General features: G+C 66.7%; 24 protein-coding genes, 2 tRNA genes and 1 pseudogene. 8 read left to right on the top strand and 19 right to left on the bottom strand.

Going from position 1 to position 25,487, the window contains the following annotated elements:
* Nucleotides 1-53: 53 nt before the first annotated feature.
* The 10 genes from coaD to BQ7355_RS06465 form a co-directional block, all read right to left on the bottom strand.
* Nucleotides 54-554, bottom strand: a complete 501-nt coding sequence (gene coaD / locus BQ7355_RS06510; protein ID WP_072415450.1) for a pantetheine-phosphate adenylyltransferase — start codon at nucleotides 552-554, stop codon at nucleotides 54-56.
* Between the two features lie 33 nt (nucleotides 555-587).
* Complete coding sequence (locus BQ7355_RS06505) at nucleotides 588-1,175, bottom strand: RsmD family RNA methyltransferase (RefSeq protein WP_072415449.1); 588 nt, start codon at nucleotides 1,173-1,175, stop codon at nucleotides 588-590.
* A complete protein-coding gene (locus BQ7355_RS06500) occupies nucleotides 1,172-3,298 on the bottom strand; it encodes an ATP-dependent DNA helicase RecG (protein WP_072415933.1) in 2,127 nt (708 codons plus the stop codon). Before BQ7355_RS06500 ends, BQ7355_RS06505 begins: the two co-directional genes overlap by 4 nt.
* Before the next feature lie 47 nt (nucleotides 3,299-3,345).
* On the bottom strand, nucleotides 3,346-5,010 hold the full coding sequence (locus tag BQ7355_RS06495; RefSeq protein ID WP_072415448.1) for a DAK2 domain-containing protein: 1,665 nt from the start codon (nucleotides 5,008-5,010) through the stop codon (nucleotides 3,346-3,348).
* Nucleotides 5,011-5,041: 31 nt separating this feature from the next.
* Nucleotides 5,042-5,395, bottom strand: a complete 354-nt coding sequence (locus tag BQ7355_RS06490; RefSeq protein ID WP_205407574.1) for an Asp23/Gls24 family envelope stress response protein — start codon at nucleotides 5,393-5,395, stop codon at nucleotides 5,042-5,044.
* 123 nt (nucleotides 5,396-5,518) lie between these two features.
* On the bottom strand, nucleotides 5,519-6,301 hold the full coding sequence (locus tag BQ7355_RS06485; protein WP_072415447.1) for a gamma-glutamyl-gamma-aminobutyrate hydrolase family protein: 783 nt from the start codon (nucleotides 6,299-6,301) through the stop codon (nucleotides 5,519-5,521).
* A gap of 51 nt (nucleotides 6,302-6,352) precedes the next feature.
* Complete coding sequence (locus BQ7355_RS06480) at nucleotides 6,353-7,111, bottom strand: amino acid ABC transporter ATP-binding protein (protein ID WP_072415446.1); 759 nt, start codon at nucleotides 7,109-7,111, stop codon at nucleotides 6,353-6,355.
* Between the two features lie 35 nt (nucleotides 7,112-7,146).
* A complete protein-coding gene (locus BQ7355_RS06475) occupies nucleotides 7,147-7,977 on the bottom strand; it encodes an amino acid ABC transporter permease (protein WP_072415445.1) in 831 nt (276 codons plus the stop codon).
* Nucleotides 7,974-8,633 carry an amino acid ABC transporter permease gene (locus BQ7355_RS06470; RefSeq protein WP_072415444.1) on the bottom strand — a complete coding sequence of 220 codons (660 nt, stop codon included), beginning with the start codon at nucleotides 8,631-8,633 and terminating at the stop codon, nucleotides 7,974-7,976. Before BQ7355_RS06470 ends, BQ7355_RS06475 begins: the two co-directional genes overlap by 4 nt.
* Before the next feature lie 125 nt (nucleotides 8,634-8,758).
* Nucleotides 8,759-9,751, bottom strand: a complete 993-nt coding sequence (locus BQ7355_RS06465; protein ID WP_072415443.1) for a glutamate ABC transporter substrate-binding protein — start codon at nucleotides 9,749-9,751, stop codon at nucleotides 8,759-8,761.
* Nucleotides 9,752-10,225: 474 nt separating this feature from the next.
* Between BQ7355_RS06465 and rpmB the strand changes: the two genes are divergently transcribed.
* Nucleotides 10,226-10,414, top strand: a complete 189-nt coding sequence (gene rpmB / locus BQ7355_RS06460; protein ID WP_072415442.1) for a 50S ribosomal protein L28 — start codon at nucleotides 10,226-10,228, stop codon at nucleotides 10,412-10,414.
* A 281-nt stretch (nucleotides 10,415-10,695) separates the two neighbouring features.
* Here the strand turns inward: rpmB and gdhA are convergent, their stop codons facing one another.
* Nucleotides 10,696-12,051: an NADP-specific glutamate dehydrogenase gene (gene gdhA / locus BQ7355_RS06455; RefSeq protein ID WP_072415441.1), complete on the bottom strand. Its 1,356-nt coding sequence runs from the start codon at nucleotides 12,049-12,051 to the stop codon at nucleotides 10,696-10,698.
* 354 nt (nucleotides 12,052-12,405) lie between these two features.
* On the opposite strand from gdhA, the gene BQ7355_RS06450 reads away from it, so the two are divergent.
* A complete protein-coding gene (locus tag BQ7355_RS06450; RefSeq protein WP_072415931.1) occupies nucleotides 12,406-12,981 on the top strand; it encodes an RNA 2'-phosphotransferase in 576 nt (191 codons plus the stop codon).
* On the top strand, nucleotides 12,978-13,676 hold the full coding sequence (locus tag BQ7355_RS06445; RefSeq protein WP_072415440.1) for a metallophosphoesterase family protein: 699 nt from the start codon (nucleotides 12,978-12,980) through the stop codon (nucleotides 13,674-13,676). Before BQ7355_RS06450 ends, BQ7355_RS06445 begins: the two co-directional genes overlap by 4 nt.
* A gap of 91 nt (nucleotides 13,677-13,767) precedes the next feature.
* Here the strand turns inward: BQ7355_RS06445 and BQ7355_RS06440 are convergent, their stop codons facing one another.
* From BQ7355_RS06440 to BQ7355_RS06425, 3 genes are all read right to left on the bottom strand, one after another.
* On the bottom strand, nucleotides 13,768-13,947 hold the full coding sequence (locus BQ7355_RS06440) for a hypothetical protein (protein WP_072415439.1): 180 nt from the start codon (nucleotides 13,945-13,947) through the stop codon (nucleotides 13,768-13,770).
* A gap of 940 nt (nucleotides 13,948-14,887) precedes the next feature.
* Nucleotides 14,888-14,961, bottom strand: a tRNA-Gly gene (locus BQ7355_RS06430).
* Between the two features lie 5 nt (nucleotides 14,962-14,966).
* A tRNA-Pro gene (locus tag BQ7355_RS06425) sits at nucleotides 14,967-15,043 on the bottom strand.
* A 313-nt stretch (nucleotides 15,044-15,356) separates the two neighbouring features.
* Between BQ7355_RS06425 and BQ7355_RS06420 the strand changes: the two genes are divergently transcribed.
* Together BQ7355_RS06420 and BQ7355_RS06415 are read left to right on the top strand one after the other, a co-directional pair.
* Nucleotides 15,357-16,775 (top strand): chloride channel protein, encoded by a 1,419-nt coding sequence (locus tag BQ7355_RS06420; RefSeq protein WP_072415437.1) that lies wholly within the window; start codon nucleotides 15,357-15,359, stop codon nucleotides 16,773-16,775.
* Nucleotides 16,776-16,799: 24 nt separating this feature from the next.
* Nucleotides 16,800-17,774, top strand: coding sequence for a diacylglycerol/lipid kinase family protein (locus BQ7355_RS06415; protein WP_072415436.1), 975 nt, complete (start codon nucleotides 16,800-16,802; stop codon nucleotides 17,772-17,774).
* Nucleotides 17,775-17,829: 55 nt separating this feature from the next.
* Here the strand turns inward: BQ7355_RS06415 and BQ7355_RS06410 are convergent, their stop codons facing one another.
* Nucleotides 17,830-19,320: an MFS transporter gene (locus BQ7355_RS06410; protein ID WP_240307340.1), complete on the bottom strand. Its 1,491-nt coding sequence runs from the start codon at nucleotides 19,318-19,320 to the stop codon at nucleotides 17,830-17,832.
* Between the two features lie 269 nt (nucleotides 19,321-19,589).
* Here BQ7355_RS06410 and mscL point away from each other — a divergent pair, with 269 nt between their 5' ends.
* The gene (gene mscL, locus BQ7355_RS06405; protein WP_072415434.1) at nucleotides 19,590-20,054 is read left to right on the top strand and encodes a large conductance mechanosensitive channel protein MscL; all 465 of its coding nucleotides are present in this window, start codon (nucleotides 19,590-19,592) and stop codon (nucleotides 20,052-20,054) included.
* A 42-nt stretch (nucleotides 20,055-20,096) separates the two neighbouring features.
* Here mscL and BQ7355_RS06400 read toward each other — a convergent pair.
* Both BQ7355_RS06400 and BQ7355_RS06395 read right to left on the bottom strand, forming a co-directional pair.
* Nucleotides 20,097-20,387, bottom strand: a pseudogene (locus tag BQ7355_RS06400) (peptide chain release factor-like protein); the annotation flags it as partial.
* A gap of 140 nt (nucleotides 20,388-20,527) precedes the next feature.
* Entirely contained in the window at nucleotides 20,528-21,109 is a 582-nt protein-coding gene (locus BQ7355_RS06395) for a xanthine phosphoribosyltransferase (protein ID WP_072415433.1), read from the bottom strand.
* Between the two features lie 254 nt (nucleotides 21,110-21,363).
* On the opposite strand from BQ7355_RS06395, the gene BQ7355_RS06390 reads away from it, so the two are divergent.
* On the top strand, nucleotides 21,364-22,443 hold the full coding sequence (locus tag BQ7355_RS06390) for a 6-phosphofructokinase (RefSeq protein ID WP_072415432.1): 1,080 nt from the start codon (nucleotides 21,364-21,366) through the stop codon (nucleotides 22,441-22,443).
* A gap of 85 nt (nucleotides 22,444-22,528) precedes the next feature.
* On the opposite strand, the gene BQ7355_RS06385 is transcribed toward BQ7355_RS06390, so the two are convergent.
* Both BQ7355_RS06385 and BQ7355_RS06380 read right to left on the bottom strand, forming a co-directional pair.
* Nucleotides 22,529-23,476, bottom strand: coding sequence for an alpha/beta fold hydrolase (locus tag BQ7355_RS06385; protein ID WP_072415431.1), 948 nt, complete (start codon nucleotides 23,474-23,476; stop codon nucleotides 22,529-22,531).
* Nucleotides 23,477-23,609: 133 nt separating this feature from the next.
* Complete coding sequence (locus tag BQ7355_RS06380; protein ID WP_072415430.1) at nucleotides 23,610-24,890, bottom strand: O-acetylhomoserine aminocarboxypropyltransferase/cysteine synthase family protein; 1,281 nt, start codon at nucleotides 24,888-24,890, stop codon at nucleotides 23,610-23,612.
* Nucleotides 24,891-24,992: 102 nt separating this feature from the next.
* On the opposite strand from BQ7355_RS06380, the gene BQ7355_RS06375 reads away from it, so the two are divergent.
* On the top strand, nucleotides 24,993-25,433 hold the full coding sequence (locus BQ7355_RS06375; protein WP_072415429.1) for a C-GCAxxG-C-C family protein: 441 nt from the start codon (nucleotides 24,993-24,995) through the stop codon (nucleotides 25,431-25,433).
* Nucleotides 25,434-25,487: the final 54 nt, after the last annotated feature.

Genomic DNA, 25,487 nt, shown 5'->3' with positions numbered 1-25,487 from the left:
TAACACAGACCTAACGCAGGCCTCCACGGGGCCATGCATGCGCGAAGAGCACATCAACGGGCGTAACGCACGCGCAGCGCCTCGATGACGACGGGGGGCACGAAGGCGGAGACGTCTCCGCCGAGCGAGGCGATCTGGCGCACGACCGAAGAGGATAGGTATCCGAGCTGAGGGGCGCTCATGATGAACACGCTCTCGAGTTCGCTGTCCAGGCGGTAGTTGAGGTCGGCCTGCTGCAGCTCGTACTCGAAGTCCGTCATGGCGCGCAGCCCCTTGACGACGGCGCCCGCGTCGACCTCGCGCGCGAAGTCGACGAGAAGCCCCGTGAACGGCGCGATCTCGACGCCCGGGATGCCGGCCAGGGCAGCACGGGCAAGCTCGACGCGCTCATCGAGCGTGAACGCCGTACCGACCCCGTTCTTTCCGATCGACGCGGCGACGGCGACGGTGACGCGCGGGAACATGCGCGCGGCGCGGCGCACGACATCGATATGGCCGAAGGTGATGGGGTCGAAGGTTCCGGGCACGAGCGCGTGCTCGATGATGCGTTCCATGGAGGGTCTCCTCGAATGAGGTCGATGGGATACTTAGTCCTGCGCGGCGGGGTGCAGGCGGAGCAGATCGACGCTCGTAAGTCCGTAGCGCTTCTCGCGCTCGATGACGAAGCCCGCGGGGCGCGCCTGGTCCTGAGACGCCGAGCGCTCGACCAGGGCCAGAGCACCGGGTCCGATCGCGCCCGACGCGGCGAGCGATTCGAGAAGCGAGCACGCCGGCTCGGGCCCGAGCGCATACGGGGCATCGATCAAAACGAGGTCGAACGGGGCCCCGAGGACGCGCCCGCGCGCGGCGGTGGCGAGGATGTCCGCGCAGGAAACCCGGTAGCGGCCGCGATCGCACCCCACGCCCTCCAGGTTGCGGCGGACGAGCGCGGCGGCGGAGCGGTCGATATCGAAGAACGAGGCGAAGGACGCCCCGCGCGAGAGCATCTCGATTCCCAGCGCCCCCGAGCCCGCGAAGGCGTCGAGCACGCGAGACCCCTCGATACCGCCGTCGAGGGCGGACTCGACCATCGAGGCGCACGCCTCGCGCACGCGGTCCGTCGTGGGCCGCGTGATCTCGCGTCCGCGCGGCTCGGCGAGCTTGCGCCCGCGCCATTCCCCAGCGATCACCCTCATCCTCCGCTGACCTCCTTGAAGACGTCTCCGTACCGATCGATGACGCAGTGCCTGAGCGGCATCAGCGCGGGGGCGGAAAGCGTCGCCTCGTGCGCCAGGATCTCGATCGCGTCGTCATGTGCGCTCTCAATTATGTCCGTATCGGCGTCGAGGTCAACAAATCGAAGCGACATGGCGCCGTGCTGGCGCAAACCGAGGATCTCGCCCTCGTGGCGGAGGCGCAGGTCCATCTCGGCGAGCTCGAATCCATCCGAAGTGGCCTCGAGCGCCTCGAGCCGCTCCATCGAGGGCGTCTTGCGACGAGCGCGCCCCGCCCCCTGGGCGATGACGTAGCACGTGCCGGCACGCGCCCCGCGCCCGACGCGCCCCCGGAGCTGATGGAGGGTGGCGAGCCCGAAACGCTCACCGTTCTCGATGAGCATGACGGTCGCCTCGGGCACGTCGACACCGACCTCCACCACGGTGGTGGAGACGAGGATATCGATCGCGCCCTGACGGAACGCCTCGATCGTCGCGTCCTTCTCGACGGCGGACATCCGCCCATGGAGCGCTGCGACGCAAGCCTCGGGAAAAACGATCTCAAGATGGGCGAGCTCGCCCTCGACGCTGTGCAGCGGCGCGCGCGGGGCGCCGTCCTGGCCGGGAGCGGGCACGTCCTCGAGCTCTTCGGCATCGTCTCGATCGGCGACGAGCGGGCAGACGACGTACGCGCGCTGCCCCGCCCCGATCGCCTCCCTGATCGCGCCGTAGGCGATATCGCGGTTCCCCTCGTTGAGGACGCGCGTGGTGACGCCCGCGCCGGGAACGGGACGATGGCGGATGACGCTGGAATCGAGGTCGCCGTACAGCGAGAGCGCAAGCGTGCGCGGGATGGGCGTGGCGGACATCACGAGCAGGTCGGCGCCGGGCCCCTTGGCGCGCAGCACGTTCCGCTGCCCGACCCCGAACCGATGCTGCTCGTCGATGACGACCAGCGACAGGTGGGGAAAGACGACGTCCTCGGTGAGGACCGCGTGCGTGCCGAACAGGACGTCGATGTCACCGGCAGCCAGACGCTCGAGCAGCCGTGCGCGCTCGACGGCCGGGGTGGCGCCCGTGAGCAGGGCGCACGAGACGCCGATGCCCTCGAGCACCGGCGCCACCTTGACGGCGTACTGCTGCGCCAGGATCCCCGTCGGAGCCATGACGCACGCCTGGGTGCCGGTATCCGCCGCACAGGCGAGCGCGAAAGACGCCACGGCGGTCTTGCCGGTGCCCACATCGCCCAGAAGCAGCCGATTCATGATGCGACCGCCGTCGCGCATGTCGCGAAGAATCTGAGCGACGGCAGCGTCCTGCTCCTCGGAGAGCCGGAACGGGAGCGCCGACCGGAGCGCGGCCACGTGCCCGCCGGGCGTGTGCCCGACCGCGGGCACCCCGAGAAGGTTGGAGTCGTTGCGCAGCCGCAGGCCGAGCTGGAGAACGAGCGTCTCCTCGTAGGCAAGGCGTCGGCGCGCGAGCTCGCGCTCCCCCATCGAGGTCGGGAAGTGGATGGCCCTGAGGGACATGGACGAACTCATGAGGCGGCGGCGCGCCCTCAAGGGCGCGGGAAGCGGATCGGGCGCGCCGAGCGAGAGACCGATGGCGACGGAAGCGATGCGGCGCATCCAGGCGACGCTGATGCCCTCCGACACGGGATGGACCGGAACGATGCCTGCGGCCCGGTTCGCATCCAGCCGCTCGAAGAGAGGGGCGGACATCTGCTTGAATCCGCAGGCGAACTCGACCTTGCCCATGACGGCAAGCCTGTCGCCGCGCTTGATGTCGCGCGACAGCCACGGCTGCTTGAAAAACGCGACCTGCAGCACGCCCGTTTCGTCGACGAGGAAGACCTCGGTGATGACGAGACGGGGGCGCGGGCGCTTCTCCGACACGCGGTCGACCGTGCCCACGATCGTGGAGACCGAGCCGATGGGTGCCGACTCGATGGTCACCGCATGGGTGAAATCGAGGTAGCGCCGCGGTATATGGCAGAGGAGGTCCCCCACCGACTCGATACCGAGCCTGCGAAGGGCCTCCTCGCGTGCGCCAGATACGTATTTGAGGCGGGAGACGTCCTCGTGCAGGACGTCGGCCCGCGACATGCGCGCCGACACGGCAGGTGCTGCGATGCGCGGCGCCACGTCAGCGCCTATTCGATAGAGAAGATGACCGGGTACAACGGCTGCTCGCCGCGGTGCGCGTCGACCTCGAGGTCGGGCTGAGCCTGCTCGATCGCGTCGATGATGTCGGCGAAGTCCTCATCGCTCAGATCGGAGCCCGCGAGGATGGTGAGGGTATCGCCCTCCTCCTCGTCCTGCATGCGGGCGATGCAGTCGAGCGTGACCTGCTTGACGTCGGAGCCGACGATGTCGATGGACCCGTCGATGATGCCCATGACGTCACCGGCGTGGATCGGGGTGTCGTCGGATGCCTTGGAGTCGCGGACCGCGCAGGTGACCTCGCCGTCGCGAACCTCGCGGACGGCATCGGTCATGGCCTCGACGACATCGTCGAGCTCCGCATCGGGCATGACGGCGAAGAGCGCGGAGAACGCCTGGGGCACCGTCTTGGTCGGGACGACGGCGACGCGCTTGTCGGTGCAGGCGCTCGCGGCGGCCTCGGCGGCCATGCGGATATTACCGTTGTTCGGCAGGATGACGACGGCCTCGGCGTTGACGCGCTCGACGGCCTCGAGCAGGTCGGCCGTGCTGGGGTTCATGGTCTGGCCGCCGGAGACGACCACGTCGACGCCCATGGAGACGAGGATGTCCGCCTCGCCGGAGCCGGCGGCGACCGCCACGAAGCCGAGGGGCTTCGCGGGCTCGGACGCAGCCTCCTGGTCGGCGTGGATCTTGGCGGTGCGCTCGGCGACCTCGAGGTCCATGTTGTGGATGAAGACCTCGTAGACCTGTCCGAACTGAAGCATGTGCTCGAGCACGAGGTTGGGGGTGTTTGAGTGGACGTGGACCTTGTAGTCCGGGTACGCGCCGACGAGCAGCTCGCAGTCGCCCATGGAGGCGAGGAACCGCAGGGCCTCGTCCTCGTCGAAGCGGCGCTCGGCCTTGAACAGGAACTCGTTGCAGTAGCGGAACTCCGAGCCCTCCCAGTCGTCGTTGGCCTCGATCTTCACGCGGTCGAGCGCCCCGGCGCGAGCGGAGTCCGCGTCGGCGTCGAACGTGGCCGAGAAGCCCTCGACCTTAGAGGTGCGGCCGAGGGCGGCGACGACGAAATTCTCCATGAAGATGGCGAATCCGAAGGCGCCGGAGTCGACGACGCCGTTCTCCTTGAGCACCGGCAGCAGGTCGGGCGTGCGGGCGACGGACTGATAGGCCTCGACCACGATGGCATCGAGCGCATCGGCGGCGGAGAGCTTCTTCTTCTCGCACTCGTCGGCCTTGGTGGAGACGTCGCGCAGGACCGTGAGGATGGTGCCCTCGATGGGCTTGCGAACAGCCTGGAAGGCGACCTTGACCGCGCGGCGGAAGGCGCGGGCGATGTCATCGGAGCCGACGGGCTCGGAGGCGTCCACGAGGCCCTCGGCGACGCCGCGCAGGATCTGGCTGGTAATGACGCCCGAGTTGCCGCGCGCGCCCATCAGGGAGCCGTGCGTGATGGCGGCGGCGATGTCCTCCATCGTCGCGTCCGCGGGAAGCGCCGTGAGCTCCTTGACGACGGAAGCGAGCGTGAGCGACATGTTGGTGCCCGTATCGCCGTCGGGAACGGGAAACACGTTGAGCTTGTTGATGTCCTCGGCCTTGTCGGCGACGGCCTTCGCCGCGATCGGGAAGCACGTGCGGATGGTTTTAGCGATCATGTTGAATGTATCTCCAAGTACTCGGACTGCCCTAGGCGCGCGACTTCAACGCGTCGATGTGGATGGCGATCTTCAGGTTCGCGGGATCGAGCTGCGCGATCTCGGCGCAGGTGAACGCGACGGAACTGGAAAGGTTCTCGCACACGGACTTCATGTTCACGCCCGCCTCGAGAACGATGTGGAGGTCGAGGACGAGCCTGCCGTCCTCGGAGCTGACGAGGACGCCCTTGCGCAGGCGGTCGCTCGGCAGGATGCGGACCGCGCCCGCGCCCTGCTCCTGCTCGGCCATGCCCACGACACCGTAGCAGGACATGGCGGCGTATCCGGCGATATCCGCGATCACGTCGTTGGAGACGCTCAGGGTGCCGGCGATGGTATCACACACGGTAATCTCCTTCCTGGATGCATGCGCATCGGATATGGAAGCAATCGTTCTCCCATTCTACAACCGGGATGCCGCGTGCAACAAAAATAGACATACGGGGCGGGTCCGTCCGGGCCCGCACGCCTACCGGGAGGCCGCGTCGATGAAGGCCTTCCACAGCAGGTAGTCGCTTTCAAGCGTGCGCCACGTGTACTCCGGGTGCCACTGCACGCCCAGGCAGAACGACTCCGCGGGCAGCTCGATGGCCTCGGGGACGCCGTCGGTCGCCATCGCCGTCATGACCACGCCCTCGCCCAGGTCCTCGACGCAGCAGTGATGGCTGGAGTTGACCTGGATGGAGTCGCGCAGCCCGTTGATGCGGGCAAGGAGGCTGCCGCGCTCGATGAGCACGGCGTGGGCGGGATCGAGCAGGATGGGCGCATGGCGCCAGTGCGCCATGCCGTCGGGGACGGGGCGCGAAGGGACGTCCATGCACAGCGTCCCGCCGAGGGCGACGTTGAGGATCTGCATCCCGCGGCAGGTCGCGAGCAGGGGCTTGTGCGCAGCGAGCGCGGCGCGGATGAGGCGGACCTCGAAATCGTCGCGCTCGGGACACAGCAGCGCGCGGTCGTAGGGTTCGCTCACGCCCCAGAGCGCCGGATCGACATCCTGCCCGCCGGGAATGGCGACACCGTCAGCCATGGCGACGTACCGCTCGATGACGTCCTGGTCCTCGGTGAGGGCCATCATGAGCGGGATGCCGCCCGCAGCGAGGATCGCGTCGAGGAACACCGTCGCCCCGGATTCCTCGGGGGCGAGCTGCTCGGGCATCTTGAGGCACGGGCGGCACTGCTCGAGCCTCGGGGCGATGAGGATGAGCGGGCGGTCGGCCGGATCGGTCGTGACGGGCGGGATATCGAAAGGCATGGGCTGCTCCAGTATCGAAATACGCTGCGGGAACGAAAGGACGAGGGCCCGTCAGTGGCCCTTGATCGAATCGAGGAACTCGCGCGCGCGATCGGTCTTGGGGTGGTCGAAGAACTCATCGGGGGTACCCTCCTCGACGATGCGCCCGTCGGCCATGAACACCACGCGGTCGGCGACGCGGCGCGCGAAGCCCATCTCGTGGGTGACGACGACCATCGTCATGCCGCCCCGAGCGAGCTCGACCATGACGTCGAGGACCTCGTTGATCATCTCGGGGTCGAGAGCGCTCGTGGGCTCGTCGAACATCATCGCCTTCGGGCGCATGGCGAGCGAGCGCGCGATGGCGACGCGTTGCTGCTGGCCGCCGGAGAGCTGCGCGGGGACTTTGTCGGCCTGCTCCGCCACGCCCACGCGCGCGAGCAGCTCGCGGGCGGTCTTCTCCGCGGAAGCCCTGTCCTGCCCCAGAACCTCTATCGGGCCGAGCGTGACGTTCTCGAGGATCGTCTTGTGCGCGAACAGGTTGAAGCTCTGGAACACCATGCCGAGCTCGGCGCGCATGGCGGCGAGCTCGCGCCCCTCCTCCGGCAGCGGCACGCCCTCGATGAGCACCTCGCCGGAGTCGATGGTCTCGAGGCGGTTGATCGTGCGGCACATCGTGGACTTGCCGGAACCGGACGGCCCGATGACGACGAGGACCTCGCCGCGGGCGACGGAAAGGTTGATGTCGCGCAGGACATGCAGGTCGCCGAAGTGCTTGTCCACATGGCGAAGCTCGATGACGGGGGTGTCTTGTTCGGTGTGCTGGGTCATGTCGTCTCCAGTCGTATGAGTGCGGTGCGTGCGGGCTAGCGGACGATCGTGACGCCCATGCGGCGCGCGACGATCCCGGAAAGCTTGTTGATGGCGTAATTGAGCAGGATGTAGACGAGCGCGACCGTGAGGTACATCGACACGAGGGCGTCGTAGTTCGTGATGAGGACGCGCGCGTTCTGCATGAGGTCGGGGTAGCTCACCACGTAGGCCACCGTGGTGTCCTTGACCACGACCACGAGCTGCGAGATCAAAGACGGGATGACGAAGTGGACGGCCTGCGGCAGGATGACGGTGCGCATGATCTGCGCAGGGCGCATGCCGATCGACCGGGCGGCCTCGACCTGCCCGGCGGGTACCGCGTTGACGCCCGCTCGCAGCACCTCGGCCAGCACGCCCGACGCCGCGAGCGCGACGGGCAGGGTGATCATCCAGAAGCTCGAGAGCTTGATGCCGTACTGCGGGACGACGAGGAAGAAGAAATAGATGAGCAGAAGGCTCGGCACGCCGCGGAAGAAGTCGATGACGCCTCGGCAGGCGGCGGAGAGCGCGCGGATCGAGCTCATCCGGCCGAGCATCAGCAGCAGGCCGAGCACGAGCGCGATGGCGCCCGCGACGAGCGCGACCGAGACGGTCCCGCGGAAACCCTGCAGCAGGAAGGCCCACGTGGTCGGACGGGTCAAGAACGACCAATAGCGGGGCGCAAGCTGTCCGGTGACGTAGAACTGGCGAACGATGGCGGCGATGCCCATGAGGACCAGCACGGCGGAGACGGCGGTCGCGACGTGCATGCGCCGCCGCGTGCGCGGTCCCGGAGCCTCGTACAGGGCATCGCGGATGGAGGCACGGTTGTTTCGAGCGCTCATCGCAAGATCCTCACCTTCCGGTCGATGCGGTTCCCCACCAGCCCGATCACGGCAGCGGTGCCGACGTAGCCCAGGGCGGCGATGAGGAACGCAAGGATGCCTCCGGTCGCGCGAGTGTTGATATAGGAGACAATGCCGGTCAGCTCCTGGGGCGACAAGGGCACCTGCGAGCCGAGCGACGTCGTGAGCATGACGGCGATCAGAAGGTTCGTCATGGGCAGGACCGCGGAACGGAGCGCCTGAGGGATGACGATCCGGGACATGATCTGCGAGAACCGCAGACCGATGGACCGCGCCGCCTCGATCTGCCCGACCCCGATCGTGTTGATGCCGCTCATAAAGTTCTCCGAGCCGAAGGCGGAGCCCATGAGGACCGTCGTAACGATGACGCAGGTGCGGTAGTCGAGCACCACGCGTAGGTTGGGCAGCGCGTACACGACGATGATGAGCAGCGCGACGCCGGGGATGTTGCGAAAGACCTGCACGTAGAGATCGCCCACGGCGCGCAGGGGGCGAAGCGGGCAGACGCGGAGCACGGTGATCCCGACCGAGAGCACCATGACGACGGCGAACGAGACGGCCGTCATCCACCACGTCGTGAACAGCGCCGTCGCATAGTCTTGACCGTAGGTCGACAGAAGCTCGACGAGTCCCATGGCCACCTCCTTGCAGACACGGTACGGAACGCGCGGGCGCCGAGCGCCCGCATCAACGGAATACGAGTGCGCGCCCGGACCCGCGATGCGGGCCGGGCGCGCAAAGGGCCATGCGCGCGGGTGCGCTACGCGCCGATCGCAGGGGGCTCGGGGGCCTCGGCGATCTCCGCGCGATCACCGATGGAGACCTGCCAGAGATCGGCCCAGAGGCCGGAGTCCTCGATGGCGGCGAGGAAGTCGTTCACGAAGGCGACGCCGTCGGAGTCCAGGGGCATGCCGATGCCGTAGGGATCGACCGGGCCGAAGGGATCTCCGGCGAGCTGGTACTTGCCGGGACGCTTGGCCATATCGGACAGCAGCATAGTCTGGTCGATGACGTAGGCGTCGACGCGACCCTGCTCGAGCGCGCTGCGCGCCTCCTCGTCGGTCTTGAACTCCTGGACGGTCGCCTTGGGCGCGTACTCCTCCAGCACGCTCGGGCCGGTCGAGCCGGACTGGGCGGCGACGTTCTTGCCATCGAGGTCCTCGACGCCGGCGATGTCGCTGTTGCCGGCCATGACCAGGGTGCCCTGCTGCGTGGTGTAGTAGGGGCCCGCGAAGGAGATGAGCTTCTTGCGCTCGTCGGTGATCGAGTAGGTCGCGAACACGGTGTCGACCTGGTCGTTGGTGAGGACGGACTCACGGGTGTCCGAGGTGACCTGCGTGAACTCGTACTTGGACTCGTCGCCCAGGATATAGCGGGTAAGCAGCTGGAACAGGCCGGCGTCGAAGCCGCGGAGCTTGCCGTCGGTCTCGTCCATGAGGGAGAACAGCGCGGAGGTCTGAACGCCGCCGACGCGCAGGACGCCCGTCTTCTTGACGGCCGACGCCCACGCGCTCGCGGACACGGCCGCGTCGTCGGCGACGGGGCCTTCGGCGACGAGGGCGTCGTAGGCATCGGCGTCGATCTTGGTGACGGTCTCCTCGGCCGCGTCGTCAGACGCGGCCGAACCGGCAGGCGCCGGCTCGTCGCTGCAGGCGGAGAGGCCGAGGGCGCTCACGGCGCCGAGGGCCGCGACGCCGGCCAGAGCCTGGCGGCGGGTGAGGGTGATGGAATCCATGAGGGTATCCTTCGTCATGGGGACGTTCCTTTCTTGTTGGGCACAATATCCGAGCCAGTTGGTATGGATTATATGGGACCGGAGGGTCATGTGAAACGCGACACGACGTTTTAACGTTATGCCCGCGACGGCGCCCTCAAACCCTCCACAACTGTCGAACGCACCCCCATCGATCCGCCGACGGCAACCGGGGCATGCGCCCGAAGCGCACGGGCGCACCGCCTCAGCGCACCACCGAGCAGCCTGGCCGCGCGAAACCGCTGGACGCGAACGCTCCTCGTAAAGTTTTTCTTGAACGACGCACGGTCTCACTTCACATACGACCTGCGCTTTTCTATACTGTTCCCCGCGCTGCACGCGCCTGCTGCTCCATATGCGTGCAAACCTCCCGCACTATGTGTAGATTCCGCACATGGGCGGGTTTCTATGGTATAGTTCATTGCTGTTTGTTCACGCGGCATCAACAACAAGCCGCCCAAGGAGGGTAAAGACATGTCCAAAGTTTGCGAAATCTGCGGTAAGCACCCCGTTGCTGGTCGCTCCATCAGCCACTCTCACCGCGTCTCCATCCGTAAGTTCCGTCCGAACATCCAGCGTGTCTACGTTGTCGTGAACGGCACCCGTCGCAAGATGAACGTGTGCACCACCTGCCTCAAGTCCGGCAAGGTCGCCCGCTCCTAAGCTTCCTTCGCGGCACATATCGCGTGAACCGTATTTGCCGGTACACCACAAACCTGCAGGGCCCTTTCGAGGGCCCTGTTTTTATATATCGGACTTGAAGCTATATATCGGACCTGAAGCGAACGCGCCGCGCACGCCATCACCGACCGCATGCGCACCGCATCCCCAGGCGCATGCCCCAACCAGCTTGAAAAAACGGGAGCCCCAGGGCTGGGACTCCCGCATCGACGCAAAACCGAACGATCAGCGCCAGACGATCCGCGCATGGAGCCAGAACGGCCCTAGCAGACGCCCTGGGCCATCATGGCGTCCGCCACCTTCTTGAAGCCGGCGATGTTGGCGCCGACCATGTAGTTGCCCTCGAAGCCGTACTCAGTCGCCGCGTCATCGCACGCATGGTAGATGCCGCGCATGATGCCCTCGAGCTTGGAGTCGACCTCCTCGAACGTCCACGAGAGGTGCTCGGCGTTCTGGCTCATCTCGAGGCCGGAGGTCGCGACGCCGCCGGCGTTGGCGGCCTTGCCGGGCATGAAGGCGACGCCGTGCTCGATCAGGTAGTTGGTGGCATCGGTCGTCGTCGGCATGTTCGCACCCTCGCCGACCACCTTGCAGCCGTTCGCGACGAGCGCCTGCGCGTCCTCGAGCAGCAGCGTGTTCTCGCGTGCGCAGGGAAGCGCGATGTCGCACGAAAGCTGCCAGACGCCGCGGCCGTCGCCCTCGTGCCACACGGCATCGGGGCGGGCATCGGCATACAGCGCGAGGCTCACGCCCTGGTCGTGGCCGGAGCGCTTCTTGTTGTAGATGTCCTCGAGGATCTTGTAGTCGATGCCCGCCGGGTCCTCGATCCACCCCTTGGTGTCGGAGGCGGCGATGACGATGCCGCCCAGCTGGGAGACCTTCTGGATCGCGTAGATCGCGACGTTGCCGGAGCCGTGGACGACGACCTTCTTGCCCTCGAAGCTCTCGCCGTGGCACTTGAGGTACTCGTCGACAAAGTAGACGAGGCCGTAACCGGTCGCCTCGGTGCGCGCCAGGGAGCCGCCGAAGGACAGGCCCTTGCCGGTGAGCACGCCGGACCACTCGTTGCGCAGGCGCTTGTACTGGCCGAACATGTAGCCGATCTCGCGGCCGCCCACGCCCAGATCGCCCGCCGGGACATCGGTGTCAGGGCCGATATGGCGGGAGAGCTCGGTCATGAAGGACTGGCAGAAGCGCATGATCTCGTTGTTGGACTTGCCCTTAGGATCGAAATCCGAGCCGCCCTTGCCGCCGCCCATGGGGAGCGTGGTGAGGGAGTTCTTGAAGATCTGCTCGAAGCCGAGGAACTTGAGCATGCCGAGCGTTACCGTGGGGTTGAAGCGCAGGCCGCCCTTGTAAGGCCCGATAGCGGAGTTGAACTCGACGCGGTAGCCGCGGTTGACCCGGCACTTCCCCGCGTCGTCCACCCAGGGGACGCGGAACATGATGACGCGCTCGGGCTCGACGAGGCGCTCGAGGAGCGAAGCCTCCTCGTAGGCGGGGTTGGCGTCGACAGCCGGCGCGATGGAGGAGAGGACCTCGTCGGCGGCCTGGATGAACTCGGGCTGATCGGAGTAGCGCTCGTGCAGCTCCGCGATGACCCTCTCGGTATAGCTCATAATGTATGCTCCTTACCAATGCGCGCAGACGGCATGCCTGCGTTTGACCACGCTCTATCATAATTCAGGCGCTCCGCTGTTCTACCCATGCACTCGGTGGAAACGAAGCGGCAACACCCGTAACACATGAGAAACGCGCGAGCCTTTCAGGCGCGAGCCCCGATTGGAACCAGTACCGCGCCGACGTGCGCAGCACCGACGAGAACCACGAGCCCGTCTCACATGGCGCGCGCTACGTTCCATGCAGAAGGGCCGCTGGCGCCAGGCCAAATGGAAGCGCACGCCCCCCCAACGAGACGGCAGGCGCACGCTACCATGGCGACAAGAGGCCCGCATCGAGAGAGGATGGCCGGCATGACCGATGAGAGGCACGTGCGCGCGAGCAGGCTCCTTGCCCGCACGCTCCGGCACAGACCCGCTGAGCTGGGGGTTGAGCTCGACGAACACGGTTGGGCGCGCGTCGGCCCCCTCATACGCAGCATGGACGGCCAGGTGGAGTTCTCTCGAGAGATCCTGGAGCATATCGTCGCGACCGACCCCAAGGGCCGCTATGAGTTCGATGGGCAGCATGAACGCGTGCGCGCGCGACAGGGCCACTCCGTCCCGGTCGACGTGGGGCTAGAGCGCCAAACGCCGCCGGCGACCCTGTACCACGGGACCGCCAGACGGTCGCTCGACGCCATCATGCGCGAGGGGCTGAAGCCCATGAGCAGGCTTTACGTCCACCTGTCTCCCGACTACGGGACCGCCGTCAACGTGGGCTCCCGCCACGGGAAGCCGGTGGTGCTCGAGGTCGATGCCGCGACCTTGGCCGCGGAGGGCCAAGGGTTCTACCTGTCGCGCAACGGCGTCTGGCTCACCGGCCCGATAGCGCCGCGATACCTCAGGACGGCGATCGCCGACCCGTCGGGCGGAAGGGAGAAGCCTTGATCTACATCACGGGAGACCTGCACGGCCCCATGGGGTTGGACAGGCTCGAGGCCTGGGAGGAAGGGGGACCGGGCGACCACCTGATCGTGACGGGAGATTTCGGCTACCCCTGGGACTACTCAGCCGACGAGTGCGCCGAGATAGCCTGGCTGGAGTCCAGGCCCTACACGATCCTGTTCGTCGACGGGAACCACGAGCGCTACGATCACTGGTCGGGACGGCGCGTGGAGCCATGGTGCGGCGGCGCAGTCCAACGGCTCTCCCCGCACTCCCCCATCCGTCGCCTCATGCGCTCCGAGGTCTACGAGATCGACGGGGTGCGCATCTTCACGCTCGGCGGCGCGGCCAGCATCGACCGAGCCCTTCGGATTCCCTTCGCCACCTGGTGGCCGCAGGAGATCCCGACCGAGCGCAACTTCGATGAGGCGCGGGCAAACCTGTCTGCGCGCGACTGGAAGGTCGACTACGTCGTGACGCACACGTGTCCCAGATCCATCCTCGCCAGCACGCTTTTCCCCGCCACGCCGACTCCGGGCCTTGAAGACGAGGCCCTGACCGCGTTTCTCGATGAGGTCGACCGAAAACTCGACTTCAAGCGCTGGTACTACGGCCACTTCCATCGAGACAGGGACGTCAATGCGCGGCACACGGCGCTGTTCGAGCGCATCGTGCCGCTCGGCGCGGGCGTCGGCTAGGGCAGACGCCGCGATAGGGGAAGGGCCGGCGCGCAGGGGTTCACGTCCCTGCGCGCCGGCCCCCTGATGATTCGCCCAGGCTGGGATGCACCTAGATCCACCCGTACTCGGCCGGGTGGTGGACGGTCTTGTACTCGGCCTCGTGCTTGATGGTCTCGGTCCAGGCGGCCTTGACCAGCACCTTCTCGTCCCACGCCGGGGTGACCACGACGGTCTCGTCGTAGGCATCGCGCACGAGCTCGGTCTTGTAGTGGCCCTCGACCGCGAGCACTTGGCGATCCTCATATTTCCATCCCCCGGGGTCCGCTGGTCCGGCGCACACTCACCATATCTAAGTTAGTTGCGCTTAGATTTGATGAGTGCACACATTTCAGGTTGTTTCAGGCATGAAAAAAGGCCGCACCATCACGGAGCGGACCGGTGCGAGTCGTATGTCGATGCGCTAATCCGCTTGGGCGCGGCGCGGCGGGGTGACGGTCGCCACAACGGCGCCGGTCTCTCGATCTATGAGACAAATGTCAATGTCGCATGCGTCCGCTATGTCGGCCACCGTGTCAAGGCGCGGCGTTCGCTTGGTGGACTTGACCACGGATGCCCACGCTTTCGCCCTGCCAAGCTCTGTGCTGACTTGCTCTTGCGTCTTGCTGGTCCTTGCAAGAAGCGCTGAGATAATATCGTTGACCTGCACTTTGATTCCCCTTTCATCATTACCGAATCATAACAGATATGTATTTGCTCTAACGTTCGTTTGTGCATAATGCAATCAAGCCAAGGAGGCCCCCCGAGGCGCACACCTTCACAACCGCATAAGGCAGACGGGGAGCAAGTGCGCTCCCATCAGAGACGGGCGGGGCCGCGCTTCGAAGGGAGCAAAGCCTATGACTCTTTCAGATGCAATTGCACTTATCGCCCTCGTACTCGCGGCTATTCGGCTAGGACTGGACATCCCTAGAAAAAAATAGCCGCATCCGTTAAACGGACACGGCCACTTCCATGCGCTGTTAACGTTTTTTACGGAGCGGCCAAACTTCGCCGCAACGGATGCCGCCCGCCTTCGATGGTAGCACCAATTACTTTCGATAGTTCGGGATTGCCCTTACCGCGTTTGTATCGTGGGAAATATTTCCCATAGATTTCCCATCAGCATTTCCCATAAGGTGGAAAAATTAAAGCAGGCCAGAATTTCAACCACTCTGACCTGCGTCTTTCTCTGGAGCGGGCGACGGGAGTCGAACCCGCCTCATCAGCTTGGAAGGCTGAGGTTCTACCGATGAACTACGCCCGCGTATGTGGTCGGGACGACAGGATTTGAACCTGCGACATCCTGCTCCCAAAGCAGGCGCGCTACCAAACTGCGCCACGTCCCGTGCGTCCACGAAGGCATAGTATAAAGGGAAAACGAATCCCTGACAACCAGTCCCTCTCGCTCGAACACATCCTCCTGGTCAGCTCTTCGCCCATTTCCCCATCACGACAAAACGAGAGCCGTACAGAGGAACGATTGTCCTAGGCCATTACCTGCTATCCCCAAACGCACGTTGGGGAAGCCTGATTCCGTTTAGAAGGAAACGTCTAACGCCCCGGGCCCCAAGACTCGCTTCCCCCAGACGAGCATGGACGCCGAAGCGCCCTTCTCGCCGTGGCCGTATAATGGTCGCGCACGCGATATGAAGGGAACCCATGGCAGCAACGCAGGACATCGAATCCGATCATTCCGACGACCGTCACGGAGAGGGCGTCCTCGCCGCGCTCTCCTATGAGCTTCAGAGCGCGGAGCGCACGCTCGCCGCCGACACGCGCCGCAATGCCGGCAACATGCGCGCCAGCCTCACGACCCTCGCGCTCACGCTCGTCATCTCCGTCGCGATGGGTTTCGCCGCATGGGCGTTCCTCACCTCGCTGGAGATCGTCACGGGCGTCCGAGGGCGGCACGGATGGCTCCTGCTGCTCCTGCCCGCCGTCGGCGTCGGCACGGCCTGGGTGTACCGCAACCATGGGCTCAGGTCCGCCCGCGGAAACAACCTCGTCATCGACAGCGCGCTCGGAGGGACGCCCATCCATGCCCGGATGGCCTTCCTGACCTTCGCGTGCTCGGTCGCGACGCATCTGGTCGGAGGCTCCGCGGGACGCGAGGGCACGGCGGTGCAGATCGGCGGAACGATCGCGAGCAACGTCGCCGAGCGGTTCGGCGTCAAAAGCGCGCGCACCCGCCAGGACCTCATGCTCGCCGGGGTGTCCGCCGCTTTCGGCGGCGTCTTCGGCACCCCGCTCGCCGGCGCCTTCTTCGGCATGGAGGTGTGCACGGTCGGGAAGCTGAACTACAGTGCCGGGATCTACTGCCTCATCGCGTCCTTCACGGGCTACGCCGTCGCCGACGCCCTCGGCGTCGCGCGCGAATCCTTCCGCATCGCCTCCGTCCCCCCGATGGACGCCGCGTCCGTCGCCCTGGTCGTGGCGTGCGCCTGCGTCTTCGGGATCGTCGCTCGCCTGTTCTCCCTCGCCATCCGCGGCGTCAAGCGGCTGTACGGGACGCGCATCAAAAACTACCTGGTGGCTGCACTCGTGGGATCGCTTGCGCTCTGCGCGGTCTGCTTCGCGTTCTCCTGGCAGCGCTACGCCGGCCTTTCCTCCTGGCTCGTGGAGGCGGGCTTCGAGGGACGCACGTCCCCGCTGGACCCCGTCGCCAAGCTCGTATGCACGGCGCTCACCCTGGGCGCGGGGTTCCAGGGCGGTGAGGTCACCCCGCTGTTCGCCATCGGAGCGTCCCTGGGCGGATGGATCGGGCCCGTCATCGGTTTCGACCCGAGCTTCATGGCGGCCCTCGGCATGCTGGGGATGTTCGGGGCTGCCCTAAACGTGCCCATAACCACCATCATGCTCGCCATCGACATGTTCGGCGGCGCCGGCGCGCCCTATTTCGTCATCGTCGCCTTCGTCAGCTACCTCGTCGAGGGCCACCGCGGCGTGTACCCCGCCCAGCGCATCGTGACGCCCAAGCGACGCTCGCTCGCCCCCGACACCGGGGACACCCTCGAGGCCGCCATCGCGCGGCACCACCAGGCCGCAGACGCCGACGAGGCGCCCGGCGGCCAAGCGTAACCCACCTGTATCCCGGGAGCCGCCATGCACCCCATCGAACTCGGACGCACGCTCATCATCGTCAACCCCGTCGCGCAGTCGGGAAAAGCCGCTGCGGCCGCCGACCGCCTCAGGCGATTCCTCGCTCTCTGCAGCCATGACGCGAGCGCCTTCCACGTGAAGCGCACCGAACTGCCCCGCCATGCGACCGAGCTCGCCGCAGCGGCGTCAGGATTCGACACCGTGCTCGCCCTCGGCGGAGACGGCGTCGTCCACGAAGTCGCCAACGGCCTCATGCGCATCGAGCCCGGAGCGCGACCGACCCTCGGCGTCGTGCCCGTGGGGTCCGGCAACGATTTCGCGAGGTCGCTCGGCCTCACCGACGTCGCCGACGTTTCCGGAACGGACTTCTCCCCGCTTCTTCAGGGCGCCCCGAAACCCTGCGACATCCTGCGCGTGGCGTATGGCGCGGCGGGCGGCGCGCCCGGCTCCGCGTCAGTCGAGTACGCGCTCGAGACCGTATCGTTCGGACTCGACGCGGCCATAGCGATAGACACGCACGCGATGCGCCGGAACACGAAGCTCACCGGGACGCCCCTGTACCTGGCGAGCGGGCTCAAGACGTTCGGCTCCGGATACCGCACTTTCGCGTCCACCGTCAGAATCGATGGCAAGACCCCTCGATCACTCGAGACCATCATCTTCGCCGTCCAGAACGGCGCGACGTACGGTTCGGGCTTCAGGATCTGCCCCGATGCGGACATCTCCGACGGGGAGCTGGACATCTGCTACGCGACGGGGCCCGTCCCCCGCGCGGTGGCCCTGCCCGTGTTCCTCTCGGCCAAAAACGGCGCGCACACGGCCAGCAAGCACGTGCACACGATGCGTGCGCGGCGCATCGACCTCACCCTTGCAGAAGACAGCTACCCCATCCAGGTCGACGGTGAGCGGCTTTCGGCCCGCAGCCTGAGCATCGAGGTCGTCCCGCACGCGATGCGCGTGCTCGCCCCGCTACCCTGACGCCCCGCGGGGCGCTCGTCGATGCAGCGGCCCGCGCGCACCGGGCCGCACCGAGTCAGCCGCGCGCCGAGCCGCGCACGGGTGCGGCATGCTCAGTCCCGCCCGCGCGCCGCGCGCGCTTGAGCACAAGGCGCGCAAGCGTCAGGGCGAATCCCACGGCGACCAAGACGGCCGTCACGCCGTAGACCCAGCGATAGCCATACAGGAAGATATCCGGGCGCCCGGCGACATAGGACGTCACGCTCTCGCCGGCGGCGACGCTCATCTGGCCGTACAGAAGCGAGGTCGAGGCGGAGATGCCCACGGCCATACCCAGATAGCGCGCAAGGGCGGAGACGCTGCCGCCGAACCCCAGTGCCTCGGGCGGAAGCGAGCCCATGATCAGTGAGTTGTTGGGCGACTGGAAGATGGAGGTTCCGAGCGAGGCGAGCGCGAGGCATGCAAGGATGCAGGGCAGGCCCGTGTCGACGCCGAACAACCCCACGAGGACGAGGCCCACCGCGAACAGCAACATGCCGACGCACGTGGGCAGCTCGCACCCGATGCGGTCGGACACGGCACCCGAGATGGGGCCCGAGACGGCGTTGGCCAGCGAGATCACGCAAAACACCAAGCCGGCAAGCGTCGGGGAGAAGCCGCGCGCGTCCTGCAGGTAGAACGGGGTCATCAGCTCGTAGACGCCGATCGCGACGAAGGAGATGAACAGGCACGCGACGTTGACCAGGAACGAGCGCTGGGAGAAGACCTCGAGCACCACCAGGGGATCCTGCGCACGGCGCTCGACGAGCGCGAAGAGCACCAGCAGCGCGACGCCGGCCGCGAGCATCGCGACCAGGGCAGGCGAGGCGCCCGCCTGCAGGGATGTGAGCGCGAAGAACGTCAGCATGATGCCCGGCACGATCAGCAGCGAACCGACGACGTCCAGGCTCCGGCCCCGCTCGGGCCGGACGCGGGGCAGCGTCTTCAGGCCGACGACGAGCGACACGACGCCGACGGGCACGTTGATGAGGAAGATGAACTCCCAGGGAAGCACCGAGACGATGAATCCCCCCAGCACGGGGCCGCACATCATGCCCAGCGCCACGAAGCTTGCGAGGATGCCCAGGGCGCGCCCGCGTTCGCGGGCGGGGAACGACTCGGTGATGATCCCCATGTTGTTGGCCATGGCGGCCGCGCCGCCGGCCCCCTGCACGGCGCGGGCGGCAACGAGGGCGGGCAGCGTCACGGCCATGCCGCACAAAAGCGATTCCAGGGAGAACGCCGCCACGCCCACCTGGAACACCAGCACCTTGCCGAAGATATCTCCCAACCTGCCGAACACCAGGAGCAGCGCGCACGTCGTCAGCAGGTACACGGACGAGACCCATTGTATCTGGTCGAGCCCCACCGCAAGCTCCTTCTGCATCACCGGCAGCGCGACGTTGACGATGCTGGAGTCCAGCGTCGCCATAAACGTCATCACCAGGACCGTAAACAGGATCGCCCACTTGCTCTTTCCATGCGTGTTGCCCTCGACTGCGTCGACCATTCGCTGAGACTGGCTCACGAAGCACCTCGATATTTGATCTTGAAAGGTGAAGGAGCGCCCAGGCGCCGGACGATGCGTCCCGGCCTGAAGCGTCCGCGCTATCGTTCCCGCGGCAGAGCGGGCCACGTCACGGCCGCCGTCTGCTCCAGCGGAGCATTGTCGCATGCGAAACGGCGTTCGTCAAAGGTTCGCAGGGACGCGCGCCAAAGCCCGGACGATGGAAACGTGCCGATGACGGTACCTGTATACTCGAGAGCACCGGCACACCCGCGACGACAGGAGGCGTCATGGCCGCACGCAGCGTGCTCAAGGAGTTCAAGGAGTTCATCGACCGCGGCAACGTCATGGACCTCGCCGTCGGAGTCATCATCGGCGGCGCGTTCACCGGCGTCGTCAACGCGCTCGTCGACAACGTCGTCCGGCCCCTCATATCCTTCATCACGGGAGGAGGCGCGGAGATCCCCGGCCTCTCCCTCGACCTGAACGGCAACGTCGTGGACTTCGGGGCCCTGATCTCGGCGGTCATCAACTTCCTCATCACCGCCGCGGCCGTCTTCGCCATCATCAAAGCCGTGAACGGGCTCAACGACGCGAGCAGGGCCGCTGCGGAGAAAGCGCTCGCGATGGCGGGCCGTCACGAAGAAGGCGGCGGGGACGAAGCGCCCACGACCAAGACGTGTCCGTTCTGCATGTCGGAGATCGACATCAGGGCGACGCGCTGCCCGCATTGCACGAGCGAACTGGGCGACTAGCCCCGTATCCTCCCCCGGTCGCCCGCTGCGCCCGCGCACCCCTCACGAATCGAGCTCTGCGCGCCGGCGCAGCGCCTTCTTCTTCGATTGGATGCGCTTCGCCTCGAGGCGCCGGCGCTTCTGGGAGACGGGAACGCTCGCCTCGACGCGCGCGGCGGGGGTCTTCGAGCGGCGCACGAATTCGCGTCGAAGCTTCTCCAGGCACGCGACGCGGTTGCGGTGCTGGCTCCTCGACGCACGCGAGACGACCACGATTCCCGTTGGGATATGACGCAGGCGCACGGCGGAGTCCGTCGTGTTGACCCCCTGGCCGCCGGGACCCGTGGCGCGAAACGCGCGCAGCTCGCATTCCCGTTCGATCTCCGACGGAGCCATACGAGCCAGCCGGGCGTACTCGGCACGGGTGATGCGCGGCGCGCCGGACCCCTCGTGCGGGGCACGGCGGCGAGGCGACTGCGCGGACGACATGGGCCTTACGCCTCGACGAACGCGATCTCGCCGGTCTCGGCGTCCATAGCCGCGATGCGGGCGAGGCTCTCCACGCGATACCCGGCGGCGCGAAGCTTGTCGCCTCCGCCCTGGAAGCCCTTCTCCACGCCGATGCCGATGCCCTCGACCGTCGCTCCGGCGCTCTCGCACAGGGCGATGAGGCCCTCGAGCGCGCAGCCGTTCGCCAGGAAGTCGTCGATGATCAGGATGTGGTCGTCCGGGGACAGGAAGCGCCTGCCGACGATGACGGGAAACTCGCGCTGCTTCGTGAAGGAGTAGATCGTCGTCGAGTACTGCTCGCCGTCGAGATTGATGGACTGCGCCTTCTTCGCGAACACCACGGGAGCGTTACCGAAATGACGCGCGGCGATGCATGCGATGCCGATGCCGCTCGCCTCGATGGTGAGGATCTTGTTGATGGGCGCGCCCTCGAACAGACGGGCCCATTCGGCGCCCATGGCGTCGAAGAGCTCCACATCGCACTGGTGGTTCAGGAACGCATCGACCTTGAGAACGCCACCCTTCACGATGCCGTCGCGGCGGATGCGGTCCTCGAGCTCTTTCATAGCCAACTCCTCTGCCCTGTTCGCCTCGCGGGCGCACCATCGAACTATTTGGGTTAGGATACCATGACGGCGTGCATGGGAGCCGCGTGCCGCAAGATGGTGCGGCGGCCGCCGCGCACCGCGAGCTCGCACGCCACATAAGCGAACGGTAACCGTTGGAAGCACGGCCGGGGACGGGTCGCCCGTTGCGATACACTCGACTATGCTCACTTTCGTCGAGCGAACCTTGCGAACAACGATCTTGAGGGGAACCCATGCTTCGTGTCGGACTTCTCACGAGCGGCGGCGACTGCCAGGCGCTCAACGCCACCATGCGCGGCATCGTCAAAGCGCTCGTCAACACCAGCGCCGAGCCGGTAGAGTTCTACGGATTCGAGGACGGATACCAGGGCCTGATCTACGGCAGGTACCGGCGCATGACGCCGCGCGATTTCAGCGGCATCCTCACCCGCGGCGGCACCATCCTCGGCACGAGCCGCACCCCGTTCAAGCTCCTCGACGTCCCCGGGGCCGATGGGGTCGACAAGGTCCCCGCGATGATCTCCACCTATCGGGACCTCGGGCTCGACTGCCTGTTCATGCTCGGCGGCAACGGGTCGACCAAGACGGCGAACCGACTCGCCCAGGAAGGGCTGAACGTCATCGCGCTTCCCAAGACCATCGACAACGACACCTGGGGCACGGACATGACCTTCGGCTTCACGAGCGCCGTGGAGATCGCCACCAAGTGCATCGACGACATCCACACGACCGCCAGCAGCCACGGCCGGGTCTTCGTCATCGAGATCATGGGGCACAAGGTCGGCTGGATCCCCCTGTACTCCGCGGTCGCCGGCGGCGCGGACGTCTGCCTCATCCCCGAGATCCCCTATGACATGGACAACGTCATCGCGGCGATCGAGCGCAGGATGGACTCGGGCGCGCGCTTCACGATCATCGTGGCCGCCGAGGGCGCCCTCTCGCGCGAAGAGGCCGCGCTGTCCAAGAAGGAGTACAAGAAGCGGGTCGCGGCACGCACCTCGCCCTCGATCGTCTACGATATCGCGAACGAAGTCGAGCGGCGCAGCGGCCGCGAGACCCGCGTCGCGATCCCGGGCCACACGCAGCGCGGCGGGGCGCCGGACGCCCAGGATCGCGTCTTCGCCACGCAGTGCGGCGTCGAGGCCGCCCTCGCCTGCCTCGACGGCGCCTTCGGCTGCATGATCGGATACGTCGACGGAGCCATGAAGCGCATACCCCTGGAAGAGGTAGCCGGCAAGCTCAAGCGCGTCGACCCCGCGTGCGACCTCGTGCGCGAAGCCCGCGCCCTCGGCATAAGCTTCGGAGACGCATAAGGTACCGAGAAGGCCCGTTTGCCGCACGTGAGCGACAAACGGGCCTTGCGCGTAAGACCGGGTATCCAGACATCCACATCCTCCCCTATAGGACGTCCTCCAGCCAGGCGATGACGTCGGCGTAGACGTCGGCGCGACCCGGCTCGTTCAAGATCTCGTGGCGCATCCCCTCGTAGAGAACCTCGTCGACGCGCTCCATCCCCGCCGAGCGGTACTGCTCGGCTGCGCGATGGACGCCCGCCCCGCACTCCCCCACCGGATCGGCGTCGCCGGCGATGAACAGCAGCGGCAGCGACCGGGGGATGCGCGCGGCGAGGCGCGCGTCCGTGGCGTGCGATACCAGCGTGCTCAAGGTGTGATACGCGCCCACGGTGAAGGCCTGGCCGCAGCGCGGATCCGCCCGGTAGGCATCGACAACCGCCGGATCGGTGCAGATCCAATCGGATTCCGTGCGCGCGCCCTCGATCGCCTTGGCGTATGCGCCGACGCCCAGGCCGTCCACCAGAGGGCTCACGTAGCGCTCGCCGCGCGACCGCCCCAGAGCGCGCGTGAGCACCCTGCCCGCGCCGGACAAGGCGCGCGGCTGGTGGCCCGTTCCGCAAAGGACGGCCGCGCGGACGCCGAACGCGTGGCGGGTGAGGTACACGCGGGTGATGAAGCTCCCCATGGAATGGCCGAACACGACGTAGGGCACCGCGGCCCCCGTATCGTCCGCGAAGCGCCCGGAGACGAGCCCCCGGAGCGCATGCACGTCGGAGATCAGGATATCCTCGCCTGAGTCCAAGGGCATATGGCCCAGATCGGCTTCACGGAATGCCGTCGCGCCGTGGCCGATGTGGTCGTTCGCGCAGACGGCGTACCCCGCGTCGCACAGGCTCTCGGCAAACGGGCGATAGCGTTCGATATGCTCGGACATGCCGTGGACGATCTGCACGATGCCGCGCGGAGACGATCCGCCATCCTGCTCCCACAGCAGTGAGCGCACCGTCGAGGCGCCATCGCGGCTGGGGTACGTCAGGGTCGTGGTCTTCATGGTGAGCCCTTCCGGTCGACTTCAGACATATGGGCGCCGAGGCGCGCAATCCCTCTTCTACCCGTTGGCGCCCATGAAAAACGGCGGCACCCCGTAGAGGGGCGCCGCCGCGCAGCGTGCGGTAGGTATAGGCCTACAGCGTGTCGAGCGCCTGGGCGACGTCGGCGATCAGGTCCTCGGTGGACTCGATGCCGCACGAGAGGCGCACCATATCCGGAGCGATGCCGCAGGCCTCGAGCTCGGCGTCGTTCATCTGGCGGTGCGTCGCGTTCGCCGGGTGCAGGCAGCAGGTGCGCGCATCGGCCACATGCGTGGCGATCTGGGCGATCTTCAGGCTCTTCATGAACTGCTCGGCGGCGGCGCGCCCGCCCTTGAAGCCGAAGCTCACCACGCCGCAGGAGCCGTTCGGCAGGTACTTCTGAGCGAGGTCGTAGCAGTCGTCGCCGGGAAGGCCGGGATAGCGCACGAAGCGGACCGCCGGATGGCCGGCGAGGAACTCAGCCATGGCCTGGCCGTTCTTGCAGTGCTGCGGCATGCGGACATGCAGGCTCTCGAGGCCGAGGTTGAGCAGGAAGGCGTTCTGCGGGCTCTGGATGCAGCCGAAGTCGCGCATGAGCTGAGCCGTCGCCTTCGTGATGAACGCGCCGCCCTGGCCGAACTTCTCGGCATACGTCACGCCGTGATACGTTTCGTCGGGCGTGGTGAGTCCGGGGAACTTCTCGGCATGGGCCATCCAGTCGAAGTTACCGGAGTCGACGATGGCGCCGCCCACGGCGGCGCCGTGGCCGTCCATGTACTTGGTGGTGGAATGCGTGACGATATCGGCCCCCCACTCGATCGGACGGCAGTTCACGGGCGTGGGGAAGGTGTTGTCCACGATCAGGGGCACGCCGTGGGCGTGGGCCGCCTTGGCGAAGCGCTCGATGTCGAGCACGGCGAGCGCCGGGTTGGCGATGGTCTCGCCGAACACCGCCTTCGTGTTGGGCCGGAACGCAGCCTCGAGCTCATCGTCGCTCGCATCGGGAGCCACGAAGGTGCACTCGAGCCCCATGCGCTTCATGGTGTGCGCAAGCAGGTTGTACGTACCGCCGTAGATGGCGGAGCTCGCCACGACGTGATCGCCGGCCCCCGCGATGTTGAAGACCGCGAAGAAGTTCGCCGCCTGGCCGGAACTCGTCAGCATGGCCGCGGTGCCGCCCTCGAGCTCGCAGATCTTGGCGGCGACGGCGTCGTTGGTAGGGTTCTGCAGACGCGTGTAGAAGTAGCCCGACTCCTCAAGGTCGAACAGCCTCCCCATGTGCTCGGAGGTGTCGTACTTCCACGTGGTCGACTGGTAGATGGGGACCTGGCGGGGCTCCGCGTCGCCAGGACGGTAACCGCCCTGGACGCAGGTCGTTCCGAGATGCTCGGCCATAGGTGAACTCCTTTGCTTGCATGGCGCGCGTTTCGCGGACGCGCGGCGTCATCTATACCGCTAAGATGGTAAACCGTCGACAACGCATCCGTTAGGAGAACCATGGCAATCAACAAAGATGAAATCTCGCTCGACCGCGACGCGGTGAAAGAGGCCGCCGCCGCGTTCCATGCGCGCGGGTTCAACTGCGCGCAATCGGTGATCTGCGCGCTCGCCCCCGCATTGCAGCTCGACCCCGAGGTCGCCTTCGACCTCGCCGAGGGCTTCGGCGCGGGCATGGGCGGCATGACCGAAACCTGCGGCGCCATATCGGGCGGGATCATGGCGCTCGGCCAGGCGGGGAGCTCGGGCTTCGACGCGCCGGGCAGCAAGGGGGCGACGTACCGGCTCGCGCGCGCGTACTGCGAGTCGTTCCGCTCCAAGAACGGGTCGACCGTCTGCCGCGAGCTCAAGGGCGTCGGCTCCGAAGCGGGCCCCCTGCGCAGCTGCGCCGGCTGCATCGACGACGCCATCGACCTGGCGATCGACATCCTCACCGCATAGCGCCCCCGGAGCCCCGATACACGCGATGCAGGTCCGCCGCCATTTCGGGGGTTC

Source organism: Collinsella phocaeensis (assembly GCF_900119895.1).
Taxonomy (GTDB): domain Bacteria; phylum Actinomycetota; class Coriobacteriia; order Coriobacteriales; family Coriobacteriaceae; genus Collinsella; species Collinsella phocaeensis.
Note: the sequence above shows the minus strand (reverse complement) of the source record. Positions and strands in the feature narration are given on the sequence as shown.